Origin of the sequence: Fredinandcohnia onubensis, from assembly GCF_002734215.1 — a bacterium.
GTDB classification, from domain to species: Bacteria; Bacillota; Bacilli; order Bacillales; family Bacillaceae_L; genus Ferdinandcohnia; species Ferdinandcohnia onubensis.
In genome coordinates this window covers 424,463-442,304 of record NZ_NSEB01000011.1, presented here as the reverse complement: position 1 = coordinate 442,304, position 17,842 = coordinate 424,463, and the positions used below count along the sequence as shown (strand labels likewise).

Genomic DNA, 17,842 nt, shown 5'->3' with positions numbered 1-17,842 from the left:
GAGAGATATTCGTATCAAACTGAGGGAGTTGAATCAGAAGTATAAAGTAAGCAAGCCTCATTAAATTAATAAGAGCATCGACTATTTAGTTGTCGATGCTCTTTCATTTTGCTTTTGCATTTTATGCTTCTGATGATTTAAACCCCATTCATGCATATTCACTAAAATTGGTTCTAAACTTCTTCCATAATCGGTTATAGAATATTCAACTTTAGGTGGTACTTGTGGGTAAACTACTCGGTCAATAATATCCTCATCTTCTAACTCTCTCAAATGCTTAGTTAACATTTTCTGTGTAATCTCTGGGATACTACGTTTTAAGTCACTGAATCTCATTGTACCGTTTTTCAATAAATGTAACAAAATAATAGGCTTCCATTTCCCCACGATAATATCTAAAGCGTCATCGACTTGACATAATTCAGGTTCAATATTCATGTTTATTAACCCCCAATAGTATCATTTTGTATACTATACCACTTTTAAGTGCGTACTTCATAAAAGAGTATTTATAAGTCATAATAACATTGTCAGTTGAAAATAAACAACTTTATATAAAGGTAGGGTTTAATAGTATGGAAAAATATCGAATCGATAAAAGTAAAGGTCTAGAATTTGGTCTTTATACTTTAGGCGATCACATGCCAGATCCTAAAACTGGAGATCGTATTTCAGCTAAGCAACGGATTCATGAAATTATTGAATTAGCTAAGTTAGCTGAACAAGCAGGTATTGATTTTTTTGGTGTGGGAGAAAGTCATCAAGAGTATTTTGCTACTCAGGCACATACTGTTGTTTTATCGGCTATTGCCCAAGCAACAGAAAAAATAAAAATAGGTAGTTCTTCGACAATTATCAGTACATTAGACCCCGTACGTGTGTATGAAGATTTTGCGACAATTGATTTAATCTCGGATGGACGTACTGAAATCATTGCAGGAAGGGCTTCACGTATCGGTCTCTTTGAATTACTAGGTTACAATATACGTGATTACGAAGCTTTATTTGAGGAAAAATTCGAATTACTTTTAAAAATAAATGAAGAAGAAGTTGTTAATTGGAGTGGTCAGTTTAGAGAGCCTTTGAAAAATGCAAAAATTTTGCCTAGGCCTAAAAATGGTTCTCTACCTATTTGGCGTGCAGTTGGAGGTACACCTGCGAGTGCTATAAAAGCTGGTTCTGCTGGAGTTCCAATGACCTTAGCGATGCTTGGGGGAGCTTCTAGTTATTTTAAAAGAACAATTGATGCTTATAGAGAAGTTGCAAGGAGTAGTGGTTTTGAAACAAACACTTTGCCAATTGCAACAACGGGTTTCTTTTATGCCGCGAAAACAACCCAGGATGCCTTAAAGGAATATTACCCTCATATTAATCAAGGGGCTATTTTGGCAAATGGTCAAGGTTTTCCGAAACAACTTATGGCACAAGGTACTGATGTTCGTAGCGTATTGAATGTTGGAAGCCCGCAACAAATTATCGAAAAAATCCTATATCAACATGAACTTTTCGGTCATCAACGTTATCTTGCTCAAATTGATTTGGGTGGAGTTTCATTTAATAAATTAGCTAAAAATATTGAACTAATAGGTACAGAAATTTTACCTGCAATTAGAAAATATACAGCAAGAGAATAGGAGATGGATAAGTAATGAAAATTGTTGGTATTTCAGGTTCAATTGTAGGTTCTAAAACCAAAACAGCAATGGATTATTTAACTAAAGAAATTGCTGAGAAATACCCAGAAGCAGAATACAGTCTTATTGATTTAGCGAATTATCATGTTCAATTCAGTGATGGGCGTAATTATTTGGATTATGAGGGTGATACTGCGTTTGTTACAAAGAAAATCATGGAAGCAGATGCAATTGTAATCGGTACACCCATTTTCCAAGCATCCATTCCAGCTACTTTGAAAAATATTTTTGATTTGCTGCCAGCTAATGCATTTCGCGATAAAGTGGTAAGTATACTTGTAACAGCAGGTTCATCTAAGCATTATCTCGTTGCCGAACAACAATTAAAACCTATTCTTTCATATATGAAGGCGGAAATCGTGCAAACTTATGTTTTTATTGAGGAAAAGGATTTCTTGAGAAAAGAAATAGTAAATGATGATGTTTTATTCCGTATCACAAGATTGGTTGAAGATACGGTACTTCTCACTGAAACATATACAAAAATTAGACAAGAAAAAGAAAATAAGTATGATTTTTAATTTTATATGTAAGAGATAGTTGATTATATAACGACAACTGAAGGTTGAGTTGAACAATTTCTACTTCAACTAAAGGCGCTTTTCTCGAAAATTCGAAGTGCGAAATAATGAGTAAATGGCTTAGTTCCTTGATGAGAACTAAGCCATTTTATTTGTCGAATTGATAACCAATACATATGCTAATTGTCTGGTTAATTTGCTAATAAATCTTGCTAATTTGAAGTGTTATTTTGAATATCTATCTCACTGAACTAAACGATTATCATATCAGTGAGTTATTTAATTTTATCGTTAGCTTTCATCATTCCGGCGAGCAAATGCACCGCCTTCACGGATGGTTTCAGCTAATGCACGTTCGGCGAGTAGTTCCGCACTTATTTCTTCTTGATACTGATTTTGAGGGGATTTGTTTTTCTGTTTTTCTTGGGATTGTTTCTTGTCTGTCATTGTTTATTCCTCCTTTCTCTTGTTAATATGGTTTCTTTAGGAGGAAAAAACATACAGGTGTTTTTGTTAATTTGAACTGGGAACCGCTATTTTTTCGTTTTTATGAATATCTTCCGTACCAGCATCTAATGCGGTCTTGTAATATAAGCATTTATGCTCGATGATTTCCATTGTTTTTCTTAGCTCATCCATTTGTGCTTCAACAGTAGCTTTTCGTTCCATAAACATGTCATATCTTTGTTGGAGAGATGTATCTCCTTCAGAACACCAATCGATGAACGTTTTGATTTCTTTAATAGGCATCCCGGTGGCTTTTAAGCATTCAATGACTTTTAAAGCGCTAATATCTGATTCTTTAAACACCCTTATACCGCTGGGTGTACGTTCTACAAAAGGCATAAGACCCTCTTTATCATAGTATCGCAACGTATAAACTGTAAGATTCAATTCATTTGCAACTTCACTTATTGTGTATGTCTTCATCAATTAACTTCCTTTCGGATAGACTTCGAGTTAACTCTAGTTTATGTTGGGATTTTATCACCGCATTTTTTGATTGTCAAAGGCATTAACAAAAGTCAGTCATTATTATCGTTCGTTATTATAGTAGATAAGTAGATCATTTGAACGAGTCTGTCTAGGCAGATAGTAAGATATTTAAATTAACCCCTTGACCTAGAGTTAACTATAAGGTTTACCATTATTTTTGCAAGGGAAAAAGGTGTGGTAGGGATGAAGGAGGGGGAGATATACCATTTTTCTTCATTGAAACTAGCACAAGCTTCTTTTCTTGAAACAGTTTAACTTACATACAGGAGGTTATATACATGATAACGGCTAAAGCACGAGCTGTTGACGGTCCTCACAAACCGTTTCGAGCAGCTGAAATTAAAAGACGTGATCTTGATTCACACGATGTTCTAATTGAAATTAAATATGCAGGTATCTGCCATTCTGACATTCATACTGCTCACGGCGAATGGGGCCCTGTTCACTATCCACTTGTACCAGGACACGAGATTGCGGGAATTGTTACCGATGTAGGGCCTCATGTTTCAAAATATAAGATTGGTGACCGAGTAGGGGTAGGATGTATGGTTGACTCTTGTGGTGAATGTGAGAATTGTCGGAAAGGAGAAGAACAATACTGCCTGAAAGGTAATATCCAAACCTACGCTGGTGTTGATAAGTACGGTGAACCAACTCAAGGAGGCTATTCGACTCACATTGTGGTTCAGGAAGATTTTGTACTCAGAATCCCTGATGGTATTGAGCTTGACGCTGCTGCACCATTATTATGTGCGGGGATTACGACATATTCTCCATTAAACCATTGGGAAGCTGGCCCAGGTAAGAAAGTAGCGATAGTAGGTATGGGTGGTCTAGGTCATATGGCTGTCCAAATAGCACATGCCATGGGTGCTGAGGTAACTGTCTTATCACAAACATTGAATAAAAAAGAAGATGGCTTGAAATTAGGTGCAGACCACTACTATGCCACAAAAAATCCAGAAACATTCGAGACACTTGCAGGTTCCTTTGACTTAATTATTAACACGGTAAGTGCAAAGATTAAGTTGGATGAGTACTTGGGGCTCCTTAATCTTGATGGCACAATGGTTAACGTCGGTGCCCCTGCAGAGCCATTGTCATTAAACGTGTTCAATCTAATCGGCCATCGCCGTTCATTTGCAGGTTCAATGATTGGAGGCATACGTGAGACCCAGGAAATGTTGGATTTCTGTGCAGAATATAAGATTGTTCCTATGATTGAAGTCATTTCAGCTGACCAAATTGACGAAGCCTATGATCGTGTATTGGCTTCAGATGTGAAGTATCGATTTGTAATTGATATTAGTACTATGTAATTAGTTAACATTTAAGATGTCTTAAAGCCATGCTTTTGGGACATCTTTTTTTTACGAACTAAAAGGAGATGCTTCAATTTTTGTTGAAGTTATTCTAGTGAGAAGTTTACGTATCGTATTTAAAAAGGTAGCAAAAGGAGGAATAGAAGTTGGAGGATATAAAGGAGATTTTACATAGCTATTTTAAGGCTTGGAATGAAGGTTTTATAAGCAAGAATGGTGATCAGATTCGAGAGTATATGTCAAAAAGTTTTGTCGGATACTGGGCACACTCAAATATTGATCAACCTGACCCGTACTACTATGATTATGATCTTGGGCGTTCGTTGAGACAAATGGATTATGCAGAAAAAAGCTTTGATGTTATTTCAATCACACCACGTAAAAATGGAAATGAATACTTAGTTTCAGGAAGAGAAACCAACATCATAAATGGAGAACCGTATACGGCTCAATGTATGTTTGTGTGGAGAAAAGAAAGTAGTGAGTGGAAACTATTGAGGGAATACATCGAACTGGAAAGATGAATTTTTACGAACTAAAAAGTACCATACTTTAACGTATGGCACTCTAATTATGAGCCTTTTCTAGGGCGAGTTTTATACCGAATCCAACTAAGACTGTTCCTGTGATTCCTTCAATGATCTTCTGTGATTTTGGTTTTTTCATAAAAGCACTGACCTGGTTGATTAATAAGACATAAAGAAAAAACCAGATGGCGGTTAATACAGTATACGTAATTCCCATTAGTAGAAAAGGAATGAAGGTATGGCTTCCAGGGTCTACAAATTGAGGCAAAAAGGTTAAGAAAAAGACAGCAACTTTAGGATTAAGGATATTGGTTAGGAACCCTTGTTTAAAACAAGATGTATGTACAAACTGACTTTTTGCGTTCACATCAACCGTGGCTGCTTCTTCCTTCCTCCTCAATGACCATAACGTTTTAACACCTAGATAAATTAAGTAAATTGCCCCAACATATTTGAATATAGAGAACAATAAGGCAGACTTTACAATGATGGCAGAAAGTCCAAATACTGCGGCAGAAGTATGGATGAGGAGGGCGCAACAAGTGCCTAATGCTGTTTTTAGACCGCCACTTTTCCCAAGGGTGAGCGTATTTTTTGTAGCAATAGCAGTATCAGGACCTGGTAAAATAATAAGAAAAATACACATAAGAACAAACAGATAAAAGTTTTCCATTTTTAATTATCCCCATTCTAAATTAGGATCAGGTCAGACATGTGATTCTTACAGTATATTATATAGAAACGGTGGTAATTATTGAACAGAAAAATTTGTTTGATTGATTTCTTTTGTTAAGACAAACTTATTTATAGCTTTACCCCTTCTTTAGCCCTTTCCGCCACTCCATCTAAAGCCTCGAAGGATAATTTGATGTTAGTTATTTAATGCCCGAGACCTTTTTAGACGTTAAAAGAAGAGATTAGAATCTTGACATCCAATTGTGAAAAAAACTCCTATCAATCTAGGTTTTGATTCTTGAAATTCATCGCAATTACTTTATCCGAATAAAAAGATGATAATTGTTCGCTCATAACACTTGTAGAGAAAATAAAATCCTTTTTAATCCAATACTTTATTACACCAACTGTAGCGTGGACTTGAAAGCTAAGGAAGATATCATATTTTGTTTCCTGAGCGTCAGTTTCTCTTTCAATATAAATTTCTTTACTAAATAAATTCCATAAAAATAGCTCGAGGCGTTTATATATATCTGGATTGTCCTCTATAAGATCTAGAGCTTTAAACAAATTTTTATGCTTTTCGATATGCTCAAAAATGAGTTTATTAGAAGGAATAACCCCATTTAATAACACCTTGCCCTTATTTCTGTATGGTTTTTTAATACACTGATGTATACCTTCGATAGCGTCTTGGTATAACTCTTCCAAGAGATCGATTTTATCTTGGTAATGGATATAGAAAGTACCTCTATTAAAATCAGCTCGATCAGTAATTTCGCTAATTGTGATAGAATGCACATCATTATTTTCTAAAATAAGATCTATAAAAGCATTTTTTAGTAACTTCTTTGTTATTTGTTTCTTTCTCATTTGTCGATTTGCATTATTCAACATAAATCATCCTTTTATCAAGCCTTATAATAAACAAACCTACTCACTTTGTTGAGTATTCAACATATTCATTATACCTGCTTATTGAGTGCTAAGTCGAATAACTCTATCATATAAACGAAAGCGCTCTTAAAAACTTCTTTTAAATGCGGATAGACATATAGGAGGAATAATAATGGGACTATTAGATGGAAAAGTAGCAATTATTACTGGCGGGGCGAAAGGTATGGGGGAATTTCATACGAGAAAGCTTGCTGAAGAAGGTGCAAAAGTTGTTATCGGAGACCTTGATGTAGAAAATGGAGAAAAAGTAGCAAGAGACATCGGGGAAGATAAGGCTATTTTTGTAGAGTTAGATGTTACAAATCCTAATAGTTGGGACACGGTAGTACAAAAGACGAAAGATACATTTGGTACTATTGATATTTTAGTGAATAATGCAGGACTTGCAGGTGCGATAACAGGACTTCTAGATATAGAAGAAGGATTGTATAAAAAAATAATCGATATTAATCAGAACGGAATATTTTACGGCATGAGAGCAGTATTACCTACAATGGTTGAAAATAAAAATGGGTCTATTATAAATATTTCCTCACTTGCTGGGTTGAGACATGATATTACTGTTAATCCAGCATATACTGCTTCAAAATTTGCTGTCAGAGGACTTACAAAACAAGCAGCCTATGAATTTGCTGATAAAAATATTAGAATCAATGCTATTCTTCCGGGAGCAATACTCACGCCAATGGCTGAAGCTACATTAACCAAAGAACAGATTGATGACGTGTCTCAAAATCTGCTTCCAATGAAACGTTTTGCAGATCCAAGAGAAGTATCTGAAGTAGTTGCATTTTTAGCATCTGATAAAGCTAGTTATGTAAGTGGAGCAGACTATGTAGTTGATGGAGCAAGAGCTACTATAAATAAATAATTAACATTATAAAGTCGAATAAAAATGTAAATAAAATTCGCTTGGATTCAAGGTGTCATAAAAGTAAGAGTATATCTTTCTAAACGAACTAGAACTACTTTTTTAGGGGGAAATAGAATGGCTAGATTAGATGGAAAAGTAGCAATCATTACAGGTGCTGCAGGTGGAATGGGGTTAACAATGGCCCAGACGTTTGCTGAAGAAGGAGCAAAAGTAGTAGCTGCAGACATTCAATTTGAACTTCTACAAGAAGGAGTAAATGAAATTAATGCTAAGGGCGGGGATGCACTTGCTTTAAAACTAGATGTGTCTTCTCCTGATGAATGGAAAAGTGCGATTGATGAGACTGTTAAAAAATACGGTAAGATCGATGTGTTAGTAAATAATGCTGCCATTCAGATAGGAAAAAGTGTTAAGGAAGCAACCCTAGAAGAATGGAATAAGGTTTTGGCAATAAACGCAACTAGTGTATTTCTAGGTATGCAAACTGTTATTCCTAAAATGCAGGAAAACGGTAAGGGATCAATTATTAACATGTCATCAATCGGTGCCATTGTTGGTGGTGCTCCTGATGGGTATGATGTAGCCTACAGTGCTTCTAAAGGTGCTGTTCGGTCGATGACAAAGCATGCTGCAAAAGTACTTGCAAAAGATAATATTCGTGTGAACTCTGTACATCCAGGAGTAATTAGTACCCCAATGGTAGAAAGCTCGTTGAAAGAGTATCCAGAATTGAGAGAAACAATAGAAACTAATTTCCCGCTTCCACCGCATCTAGGTGATCCTAAAGACCTTGCATATATGGTGTTGTTTTTAGCATCTGATGAGTCTAAGTTTGCTACAGGAAGTGAATTTGTAGTTGATGGAGGAGCTACCTCAACAAAGTAATGTATTACTAAGCTATTAATAATTTGATTTTTTAAAGTTGTTTTGGAATTTCTTGTTCACTTTAGATTAACATTCCAATAAATACATGCGGATGAAGGATAAGAATTTCTCCTTTTCCGCATGTATTGTTTTTTAGGACAGGAGATTGCTCTACAAAAAAACCTTCTATGCATTTAGTCATTGAATCTTAATCCAACAAAATTATATGTAGGAGGAACAATTATGAGATTTGGAATTATAGGCGCAGGAGCAATAGGGACAATTATTGCTAAAAAGTTAGGTGAAAATGGACACGATGTTAAGATTGCAGATGCTCGAGAAATTGAACGTTTAGAAGGAAAAGAGATTGTTGGAACCCCTGTCAATGTAGAAGACGTAATAGAAAATATTGATATTCTAATCATATCTATCCCTCTTCATGTAATCCCTAGCCTTCGCAACATAGTAGATAAAGCTGGAGAGGATATTATCATTGTAGACACTTCAAATTATTATCCTTTTAGAGACAATAAAATTGAAGAAATTGAAAACGGCATGGTTGAAAGCGTTTGGGTTTCAAATCAATTAGGCAGACCTATCATTAAAGCCTTTAGCAATCTATTAGCTTACACTTTAGAAAACAAAGGGACCCCTGAAGGTACTAGTGGTCGTATTGCCATGGCGATTGCCGGTAATGACCAAAAACAAAAACAAAAAATTATGGAGCTAGTAAACCAGCTAGGTTTTGACACAGTTGATAGTGGTTCTCTAAGTGATTCGTGGAGACAACAGCCGGGAACTCCCGCATACTGCACAGAACTAACAAAAGAAGCTCTAATGGAAGCATTGAAAAAGGCAGATAAAGAACAAGCCCCATTCCTACGAGATAAAGTAATGAAGAAGATTTCAGCTGGATTGACACATAGAGATATTGTGAATCTAAACAGAGAAACATATAATTCGGAAACTTATTGATAATGCTCTCTTTAATGAGGTTCTACTATAATAAGCCTAATTCCTCAGTATTAAAATTGAGAAATTAGGCTTTATAATTGATCCATTAGAGCACCTTTTTTTTCTGCATTGGAGAGAAGTATATTATCTTTTCCTGCGCTGAAGTAAGGTTTAAAATTTCATGAGCTTTTGCGTTTAGGGCGATATAAGAGGCCAATCCGATAAATATTAAAGGGAATCCAAGGAAGATCGACAAAATGATTATACCTAATATGTCATCTGAAGTGGATTCTGCTAATAAATGGTTCGGAATGGAAAACGGAATACTTAGCGTTACCATAAAAATTCCTATACCTAGTGTTTTTGATGCTTTTGCAATCATAACCCTATTTTTATTTTCGAGTAGATAGAATAAACCTCCAAAAATAATCAGTGAAATCCCCAAAATACAACCAATTGTACTAACGGTTAGCCCAATGTTCTCCAATGGCATTTTTTCACACCCTACTTTTTATTTTTGTTTCATTCTTTTTTAGTTTATAAAATTAGACTTACGAGTTATCGAATGAAACTGTATAATTTCCAAGAAATTATACCACAAGGAACATGAACATGGTGAAAAGTTTTGCGATGGAAAACATAGTTATTTTTTCCTTATTTACTTCTATTGTCTTTTGCGTTTTTTGTCATTAATCTTGGAACGTGGAATTCATTCCTTAATCTCAATTTTACGATTCTTAAATGATCCTGAATGCTCAAGTGTGATATGTGCATCAATCGACTTAATGGTATCTTCCTGAAGTAAGGTATCTTGATTTTTTAGCTTTTTCCAATCAGCATTATACTTTCTGAAAAGCTGGTGCTCGAAGTTTAAAAAGTCGATATCATGCTCCAAACCTAATCGATATAATTGTCTTATTTCAGAAATGATTCCTTTTTGTACGAATTCCTCCATGGCATTTACATTGAGTGTGTTATTCTGGATGCGATTGCTGACAATCGCGTTAGCCAGAAAAAGGACTGTAAAGCGAAAGTTTCCGTCTTGTTTTTCGGGAATGATTTTTACCGTTTGGTCTTCTAGTACCGCAATAAATTCTGGTTTTTTTTCATTAGGTAAAAGTAAGGATGCACGTACCGTTTCTTGAGCTATCCAGCGCATGCCTTTAAGTTTCTCGTACGGAAAATAGCCTTTGTATTTATGGTTATGGAGAAAAAACGCTCCGTCAATCGCTAATTTTGCTTCGCTCTTTTTATTTTTCTTCCATTGCTGGTCATCTATCGTGAGCGAAGGGATATACGTCGTGCGACCAGGGTCAAAAAACTCACGTTCAAATTGATTCAATTTTAGCGGCCTGATGGTCGACCTCTGCTCGTATGAACTTTCTGGACTATGAAGAATCGTATTTAATGAATTTTGATCAAAGAATCCAATTGCCGATAAAATATCAAGTATGGAGCTCTTTGTTCCAAAAATCCATGGAGTAGGGCGGAACTCATAGTATCGTGTTAAGCCATCAAAAATACTATCCATTCCTTGTTCGAGTGCATTTTCACTTAAAACAACGGCTGTGACATGTGCCCAAAGAAACCGTTCTTGTGAAGTATGATATGCATTAAAAAAAGCATCGATAAATGTTTTTCCGCTTGTTTCCGAAACATACACTGCAGGTGGCCCTTTTTCACCTTCTCTTTTTGCGACAGAGGTTAATCCAATCATTTGAATGGAGACATAATATTCCCCATCCCGGTAGTCCACACCGATAGCGGTAGCAAAGTTTTGATTTTCGATTTCTCCTATGTCATTTTCACAAGCTGTTAAAACGAAAAGACATAGTACAATGTTTATAGAGCAAGCGATCATTGTTTTGCGTTTCATACTATTTTCTCCGCTTCTGAATGAATGAGATTCCGAATTTTTTTCGGTCAAAAGGATTCACAAACAGGGCCGCTACGTATTCTTTGAATGTTAACGAAGCAATGGGTTCAAGATACGCTACTTTTAAAGACTCCAATGTCGATAGATAAATAAGAACGCTAAAGAATCCGATAAACAGCCCGTATATTCCTAAAAAAATAGAAAGTAACAAGTTATATACACGTAGGATACTGACGGTTCCAACCAGTGATTGATTCACGAGCGTGTAGCTTGCGACAGCTGTTAATGCAATGACAACAATCATCGTCGGGGAAGCAAGACCTGCGCGAATCGCTGCATCACCGATAATGATACCTCCGACAATGGAAACTGTTTGTCCAAGGACAGTTGGCATACGAACTCCTGCTTCTCTTAATATCTCAAACAACCCGAGAATAAAAATCGCTTCCAGTCCAAGTGGCAATGGCAAACCTTCACGCGAGACAACGACTGTTGCCAGTAAGGCAAACGGTAGTTGATCAATATTGACAGAAGATAGTGAAACCCAAAATCCTGGTAGGAAAATTGCGACGACTAAGCCAATCATCCGGATAAGTCGTCCAAATAGAACGAAGTAGTATGGAAAATGAACATCTTCAGGTGATTTTATTAATTCAAAAACATTGATTGGCCCAATTAAGATGGAAGGAGATCCATTTACAATTAAAACAAATCTACCGCGCAACATGCATTCAATGACATAGTCAGGACGTGTCACATAATCAAATAAGGGAAACAAAGAGAATGTGCGATCGGAAAGCCATTGTTCTAACTGACCACTGCTTACAACGCCTTCGCCTTGAAAGTCCTCGAGTCTATTCCTGACTTCCTCAATAATTTCCGGGTTGGCTTTATCATTCAAATAAAGTAGAGAAACCTCGGTTTTACTAAGCGAACCTAAGGTGAAAGCCTCGGAATAGAGCTGCTCGGATTTCATTCTTTTTCGAATCAAGGAGATGTTGACATTCATTTCTTCAGTAAAGCTATCTTTTGGTCCCTTTATTGAAACCTCCGTCGTTGATTCTTGTGGCTTTCGTTGCGGCACATTGCTTATATCGAATACATGAAAAAACGGGGTCCCTTCCCGAAAAACAATTAACGAACCAGAAAACACAAGATTTACCATTTCTTTTATGCTTTTTACATGTCGGACAGGTGGGAGATCTTCAGAATGACTGCGTGATTCTTTTTTTTCAATGCTTAGTAGAATCCGATTAAAATATTCATTTAACTGTGTAGAATCCAGCATTCCCTTACAATAAAAAGCTTGAAGATACTCATTATTTTCGATTGGAATAAATTCAATATCGGCATAATGACTGAAACAATGTTTTACCTCACCGCAAGTCAATCTTCCGTTTTCTAACAATTGTTCTAATTGTGTCATGTTCATATCTGTTGGGTTCCTTTCTTCCTCGGCAAGTAACTAATAATGAATAAAGCCAATGAAATGAACATCGCACTAATAAAAGCAGCAGGATAGAAGTACTTTCCGACTAATGTTTGTACCCAGATGTCACTTAACGGAATTAATGTCAGTAATCCTAATAGAATCGAAGCAACGGCAAATATATGCTTTTTTTTCGCTGGTAGCATATGACCTTTCAGCATATCTGAAAGGAGGTATAAGCCTAATGAAACTCGGATGAGTTCACCACTTAATAATTGAAACACTGCTAAAAAGTCGACATGGGAAATATAATTCCCCAACGTAATGAGTCTCCATTGTTCAAAAGCCGGGAATCGCATATCAGAAGCAACGGCCGGGCCAAATGAAGAAAGGGAGCCCATGGTAGGTCCAAGGATCAGAATAGCTAAAATTGTAATCAATAAGAAAAGGTTAAGCTTTGTAAAAGATTTTTTTAAGTGATGCTGAAGAAGCAACAATACAAGGAAATCTGCACTCCCTCCAAGAATAATAGTGGTCCCTTTTACAACAGGTTGGTATCCATCAACAAGAACAGGGAATAGATACGAATAATCTTTCTCTTGAAGCGTAAAAGTGGCTACAAAAATTCCAAGCATCCACACAATCGGCAATAAAACCGCAGATACATAGACAATGGATTTTAAGCCAGTGTAGGCGGACCAGATACAAATCAGAAGGAAAGGGAGCATCACAACAAATGATGGCGTTCTCGGCAGAAAATAAATATTAATGGATTGAATCAAATCATAAAAAGAAATGGCACTGATCGAGAATACATAAACCCAAAGGATAGCAATGAAAACATGTGATATCCTTCCCCCTGCACGTGATGTGATCCAGTCAGAAAGACATAGTCGTTGTTCATTCTTTTTCATAATCAAATAAAGAATATATCCCCAAAATAGCAGGATGACATAAGCAAAAAATACACAAATCCATGCATCGCGTTTTCCTGTTGTTAGCAAATGAGGCATGATGAGCACATGATTCGAAATACCAATAAAAAGAATAAGTACAAATAATAACTGAGTACGAGAGAAAGTCATTCCCAACACCACCAAATTAATTCCCGATGCTGTTAGGATTTGTTTGTGTTACCAAATTATGCATAACGTGAAGAATCAAACGAGTGAAGAACATTATCCAACATGGGATTTATCGCCTTTTCCGTATAAATTGTACAAGTCCTAAATATGATCTATTAAGTGTCGTGAAATGCGGCGTGTAGATGAAGGGAGAATGAAAGGTGTATGGGTAATGTAGGCTTTCGAATACATAGTGAGTTTGAACGACCACCTCGTAATTTGGTTGATGCTTTTAAAGGGATTCCCGTTGCGAATATTGCAGATAACATGAACCGGACATCCTGCATTGGTAGAAAAATTAGACCATACAATACCACACCACTCATTGGGAGTGCTTTTACGGTAAAAACACGACCAGGTGATAATTTGCTGCTACATAAAGCGATTGATCTGGCTTCTCCCGGCGATGTCATTGTGGTTGATGGACAGGGCGATATCACTAATGCCCTGATTGGGGAATTAATGATTACCTGGGCTCAAAAACGAGGAATTGCCGGATTTGTTATCGACGGAGCGATTCGCGATGCGGGGGTTATCAAACAAATGTCAATTCCAGTGTATGCAGCGGGTGTAACGCCGGCTGGTCCATATAAGGACGGACCCGGTGAAATCAACATTCCGATTTCTTGTGATGGTGTAACGATTAATCCAGGTGATATTTTGGTAGGGGACGACGATGGTGTTGTGGTCATCAATCCTAAAGATGCATCAGAAATCCTGGAGAAAGCACGTAAAACTGTAGCAAAAGAAGCAGAAATAATGGTGGCCATCAAAAATGGTACCTGGGACAGAACGTGGGTGGATGCAGCACTTTGTGAAAAGGGGTGTGAGTTTATTGCTTCACATAAAAACAAATGATACTCATATCATTTTTGTTACTAGTTTGATATTATGAGATGGAAGTTTGCTGAAATCTTCAAGATAAAAGTCTTACATACAAAGAAGGGAGCTTGTTTTAAACAAACTCCCATTTAACTAGTTTTGATATGTCCTTCAAGATTATGTTAGTTTTGTTGTAAGAAATCCTTGGTCGAAATTACATTGGCATACATACCGTTAATTGCGCTGATAAACGCAGTATGCACCTGTTCAGCTGGTACGACCTTACCTTGGTAAGCTAAGTCTAATGTTGCACATGCATCTTCTATTAGTGTAGTTTCAAAACCTAAATCAACTGCCGCACGAACTGTTGCATCAATACACATATGTGTCATCATACCTACAACCACTACCTTGTTTACAGCCTTTTCTCTTAACTTGCTTTCTAAATCCGTTTTTAAAAAGCTGTTAGGGAAATTCTTCACAATAATATCTTCATGTTCTAATGGTTGAACAGTTTCGTGTATTTTAACACCCTCCGTGTCAGGGAGAAAGAAGCCTATTGCTGGATCACTTGCGACATGCTGGACATGAAAAATATTATCTTTGTTATTATGTCTAAACCAATCAAGAATTTTAGCAGCATTAGCGGATGCTATATCAGGATTGCTTAACTCCATCTTTCCATTTGGAAAATAGTCGTTCTGGATATCAACAATGATTAAAGCTGTGCTCATTTTATCCACCTCATTCATAATATTTGTTACAATATAATCATAAATAATTTTGTGATTCCTATCGATACTTTGATGAAACACTTTTGTATTAAATCATTTCATGGTGAAAGGAATTTATGATGGAACTTGATAACATTGATTTTCAGATCATTCGGTTACTATCCGAAAATTCGCGTATTCAATGGAAAGACCTCGGTGAACAAATCCATATGACAGGGCAGGCAGTAGGCAATCGTATTAAAAAACTAGAGGATAGTGGTGTAATTAAAGCCTTTTCTCTAATAATAGATGAAATGAAATTAGGCCTTACTTATACAGCGTTTGTTATTATTTATATGAAAACAGCAAATCATGATTCGTTTATACATTTTGTTCATGATCGAAATGAGGTAGTTGAAGCTCACCGGGTATCAGGAGAAGGTTGTTACCATTTAAAAATAAAAGTTAAATCCCAAGATCAGTTAAATCTTCTTCTTAATGAACTACTCGAATATGGGAATTATAGTATACATTTATCCATAAAAGAGATTAAACAACAGAATCCGTTAATAGCGACAAGATAAAAAAAGGGTATAATTCCTCAAATACTGAGGGGTTATATCCTTTTTGCACCTTTAATTTTCTCGTTATGTTCTCCCATTGGTACATTTCTTGGATAATAGACCAGAGAGTTGTAGCTCCCAGATCGACTGGGGGATAGACAAAGTGAGGTGGGACAAGGAACCTTTCCCGCGACCCACCTGCATGATATCTTTAGTATTTGGGAGTTATATGGAGCATTTTCAGTCGAAATGTAAGTATGCATGAGCTATCCTTTATAAAACAACTTTATATCCATGGAGGTGTTTCTATACTTTAATTTACAGAATTTTATAACAAAATGAAAAACTGCTATACTTTACATATGCATAATGAAACGTAAGGGTCGACCCCCAACATATATTGTTAGTTTCATAAACTCAAATGGAGTACTCCTTTATTAAACAACTAATACTAATTTAGGAGTGTTTGGATGGATAAAAAAATTGTAAGAAAACCATCATTAGCCTATTCTTTACTTATTTTATCGTTGATCATTGTAATTATCGCAACAGGGATGCTTGTTTTTGGTGCTTCTATTCAGATAATGATGTTCATCACTTTGTTAACGATTATTCCTTTTGTCACGAGGTTAGGGTATTCCTATAAAAATGTAGAAGAAAGTATCTTTTCATCGATGCTTAAGGCCTTGCAGCCATCCATGATTCTATTAACTGTTGGAATATTAATTGGTTCGTGGATTGCATCTGGAACTGTTCCCGCGTTAATTTATTATGGGATTCAAGCAATTTCTCCACAGTTCTTCCTCGTATCAACTCTTATCTTCTGTTCCATCGTTTCTTTAGCGACTGGGTCATCTTGGGCTACTCTTGGGACAGCTGGAATCGCCATGATGGGTGTGAGTCAAAGTCTAGGGATACCTGCAGGAGTAACAGCAGGTGCGATTATAAGTGGTGCTTATTTTGGAGATAAAATGTCGCCATTATCGGATAGCACCAATTTATCACCAGCTGTTGTTGGTGCGGATTTAATGACTCATATTAAACATATGTTATGGACGACAGTTCCTGCTTATCTTGTTACAGCAATCATTTTTACAATCTTGGGTATGAGATATGGAACAGAGTCTGTTAGCTCAACAGATGTCAATACTCTTACAGGCTATTTAGCTGAGCATTTCAATTTGGGAATCATTCCGTTCATACCGGTGGTTATCCTTTTTGTCCTCCTCATTGCAAAACAACCGGCGATCACATCGATTTTCATAGGTGCCCTTTCAGGTGCAGTTGTTGCTATTATCTATCAAGGGTCAACGATTAGTGAAATCGTAAATGTGTTTTATAATGGCTATCATGTGGAGTCAGGGATAGAGACTATTAATACCCTCCTACAACGTGGAGGACTGACAAGTATGCTTCCATTAGTTGCTCTCTTCTTATTCGCACTCGGAATTGGTGGATTGTTACAAAAATCTGGGGTGCTTGAAACGATTGTTGTATCTCTTACAAGCCGAATAAAAAGTAGGGGTATGTTAGTTTTCGCAACCATTATTACGGCCTATTTTACATTAGGTATTGGTGGGTCATTTTCTTTTTCCGCTGTGATGACCGGTACATTAATGAAACCGTTATACGATAAATTTAATTTGCGTCCAGAAAATTTGTCAAGAATCATTGAAGATTGTTCAACACAAAGTTGTTCACTTCCACCTTGGACGGCAAGTGGTCTATTCACCGCGGCAGCTTTAGGAGTTTCGCCATTAGTCTATATCCCATTCTGTTTCATGGCAATGATCACGCCGCTGTTCACGTTGATTTATGGTATAACAGGCTTCACATATACAGAAAAAGAGAAATTACAAGTCGTAAACGATTATAAAAAAACAGCCGAAGCTTAAATGCATCCAATTGTTGCACGGGATTGCGTTATATCC

20 protein-coding genes are annotated in these 17,842 nt (G+C 36.5%); 10 read left to right on the top strand and 10 right to left on the bottom strand.

What is annotated here, in order from left to right; genetic code table 11:
* Nucleotides 1-81: 81 nt before the first annotated feature.
* Nucleotides 82-438: a winged helix-turn-helix transcriptional regulator gene (locus CKK03_RS14595; RefSeq protein WP_099363269.1), complete on the bottom strand. Its 357-nt coding sequence runs from the start codon at nt 436-438 to the stop codon at nt 82-84.
* A gap of 137 nt (nt 439-575) precedes the next feature.
* On the opposite strand from CKK03_RS14595, the gene CKK03_RS14590 reads away from it, so the two are divergent.
* Nucleotides 576-1,634, top strand: coding sequence for an LLM class flavin-dependent oxidoreductase (locus tag CKK03_RS14590; RefSeq protein ID WP_099363268.1), 1,059 nt, complete (start codon nt 576-578; stop codon nt 1,632-1,634).
* A 14-nt stretch (nt 1,635-1,648) separates the two neighbouring features.
* Nucleotides 1,649-2,215, top strand: coding sequence for an NADPH-dependent FMN reductase (locus CKK03_RS14585; protein WP_099363267.1), 567 nt, complete (start codon nt 1,649-1,651; stop codon nt 2,213-2,215).
* A 291-nt stretch (nt 2,216-2,506) separates the two neighbouring features.
* Here CKK03_RS14585 and CKK03_RS23735 read toward each other — a convergent pair whose 3' ends face one another.
* Both CKK03_RS23735 and CKK03_RS14580 read right to left on the bottom strand, forming a co-directional pair.
* Nucleotides 2,507-2,662: a hypothetical protein gene (locus tag CKK03_RS23735; RefSeq protein WP_180271258.1), complete on the bottom strand. Its 156-nt coding sequence runs from the start codon at nt 2,660-2,662 to the stop codon at nt 2,507-2,509.
* Between the two features lie 66 nt (nt 2,663-2,728).
* Nucleotides 2,729-3,145, bottom strand: coding sequence for a MerR family transcriptional regulator (locus CKK03_RS14580; protein WP_099363266.1), 417 nt, complete (start codon nt 3,143-3,145; stop codon nt 2,729-2,731).
* 344 nt (nt 3,146-3,489) lie between these two features.
* On the opposite strand from CKK03_RS14580, the gene CKK03_RS14575 reads away from it, so the two are divergent.
* Entirely contained in the window at nt 3,490-4,530 is a 1,041-nt protein-coding gene (locus tag CKK03_RS14575) for an NAD(P)-dependent alcohol dehydrogenase (RefSeq protein WP_099363265.1), read from the top strand.
* A 149-nt stretch (nt 4,531-4,679) separates the two neighbouring features.
* Nucleotides 4,680-5,057, top strand: coding sequence for a nuclear transport factor 2 family protein (locus CKK03_RS14570; protein WP_099363264.1), 378 nt, complete (start codon nt 4,680-4,682; stop codon nt 5,055-5,057).
* A gap of 43 nt (nt 5,058-5,100) precedes the next feature.
* Here the strand turns inward: CKK03_RS14570 and CKK03_RS14565 are convergent, their stop codons facing one another.
* On the bottom strand, nt 5,101-5,733 hold the full coding sequence (locus CKK03_RS14565) for a LysE family translocator (protein ID WP_099363263.1): 633 nt from the start codon (nt 5,731-5,733) through the stop codon (nt 5,101-5,103).
* Between the two features lie 281 nt (nt 5,734-6,014).
* Nucleotides 6,015-6,629 carry a TetR/AcrR family transcriptional regulator gene (locus CKK03_RS14560; RefSeq protein WP_180271257.1) on the bottom strand — a complete coding sequence of 205 codons (615 nt, stop codon included), beginning with the start codon at nt 6,627-6,629 and terminating at the stop codon, nt 6,015-6,017.
* 175 nt (nt 6,630-6,804) lie between these two features.
* Between CKK03_RS14560 and CKK03_RS14555 the strand changes: the two genes are divergently transcribed.
* The 3 genes from CKK03_RS14555 to CKK03_RS14545 all read left to right on the top strand — a co-directional run bounded on the left by CKK03_RS14555 (nt 6,805) and on the right by CKK03_RS14545 (nt 9,405).
* Nucleotides 6,805-7,563, top strand: coding sequence for an SDR family NAD(P)-dependent oxidoreductase (locus CKK03_RS14555; protein WP_099363261.1), 759 nt, complete (start codon nt 6,805-6,807; stop codon nt 7,561-7,563).
* Between the two features lie 117 nt (nt 7,564-7,680).
* Nucleotides 7,681-8,451, top strand: coding sequence for an SDR family NAD(P)-dependent oxidoreductase (locus CKK03_RS14550; RefSeq protein ID WP_099363260.1), 771 nt, complete (start codon nt 7,681-7,683; stop codon nt 8,449-8,451).
* A gap of 222 nt (nt 8,452-8,673) precedes the next feature.
* Nucleotides 8,674-9,405 (top strand): NADPH-dependent F420 reductase, encoded by a 732-nt coding sequence (locus tag CKK03_RS14545; RefSeq protein WP_099363259.1) that lies wholly within the window; start codon nt 8,674-8,676, stop codon nt 9,403-9,405.
* Nucleotides 9,406-9,490: 85 nt separating this feature from the next.
* Here CKK03_RS14545 and CKK03_RS14540 read toward each other — a convergent pair whose 3' ends face one another.
* The 4 genes from CKK03_RS14540 to CKK03_RS14525 all read right to left on the bottom strand — a co-directional run bounded on the left by CKK03_RS14540 (nt 9,491) and on the right by CKK03_RS14525 (nt 13,774).
* Nucleotides 9,491-9,877 (bottom strand): hypothetical protein, encoded by a 387-nt coding sequence (locus CKK03_RS14540; protein WP_099363258.1) that lies wholly within the window; start codon nt 9,875-9,877, stop codon nt 9,491-9,493.
* A 216-nt stretch (nt 9,878-10,093) separates the two neighbouring features.
* Nucleotides 10,094-11,260: a Ger(x)C family spore germination protein gene (locus CKK03_RS14535; protein WP_099363257.1), complete on the bottom strand. Its 1,167-nt coding sequence runs from the start codon at nt 11,258-11,260 to the stop codon at nt 10,094-10,096.
* 1 nt (nt 11,261) lies between these two features.
* Nucleotides 11,262-12,692 carry a spore germination protein gene (locus tag CKK03_RS14530; protein WP_099363256.1) on the bottom strand — a complete coding sequence of 477 codons (1,431 nt, stop codon included), beginning with the start codon at nt 12,690-12,692 and terminating at the stop codon, nt 11,262-11,264.
* A complete protein-coding gene (locus CKK03_RS14525) occupies nt 12,689-13,774 on the bottom strand; it encodes an endospore germination permease (RefSeq protein WP_099363255.1) in 1,086 nt (361 codons plus the stop codon). Before CKK03_RS14525 ends, CKK03_RS14530 begins: the two co-directional genes overlap by 4 nt.
* Before the next feature lie 204 nt (nt 13,775-13,978).
* Between CKK03_RS14525 and CKK03_RS14520 the strand changes: the two genes are divergently transcribed.
* The gene (locus tag CKK03_RS14520) at nt 13,979-14,671 is read left to right on the top strand and encodes an RraA family protein (RefSeq protein ID WP_099363254.1); all 693 of its coding nucleotides are present in this window, start codon (nt 13,979-13,981) and stop codon (nt 14,669-14,671) included.
* Between the two features lie 146 nt (nt 14,672-14,817).
* On the opposite strand, the gene CKK03_RS14515 is transcribed toward CKK03_RS14520, so the two are convergent.
* Nucleotides 14,818-15,369, bottom strand: a complete 552-nt coding sequence (locus tag CKK03_RS14515) for a cysteine hydrolase family protein (RefSeq protein ID WP_099363253.1) — start codon at nt 15,367-15,369, stop codon at nt 14,818-14,820.
* 119 nt (nt 15,370-15,488) lie between these two features.
* Between CKK03_RS14515 and CKK03_RS14510 the strand changes: the two genes are divergently transcribed.
* The gene (locus CKK03_RS14510; protein ID WP_099363288.1) at nt 15,489-15,932 is read left to right on the top strand and encodes an Lrp/AsnC family transcriptional regulator; all 444 of its coding nucleotides are present in this window, start codon (nt 15,489-15,491) and stop codon (nt 15,930-15,932) included.
* A gap of 449 nt (nt 15,933-16,381) precedes the next feature.
* On the top strand, nt 16,382-17,806 hold the full coding sequence (gene nhaC, locus CKK03_RS14505; RefSeq protein ID WP_099363252.1) for a Na+/H+ antiporter NhaC: 1,425 nt from the start codon (nt 16,382-16,384) through the stop codon (nt 17,804-17,806).
* Nucleotides 17,807-17,842: the final 36 nt, after the last annotated feature.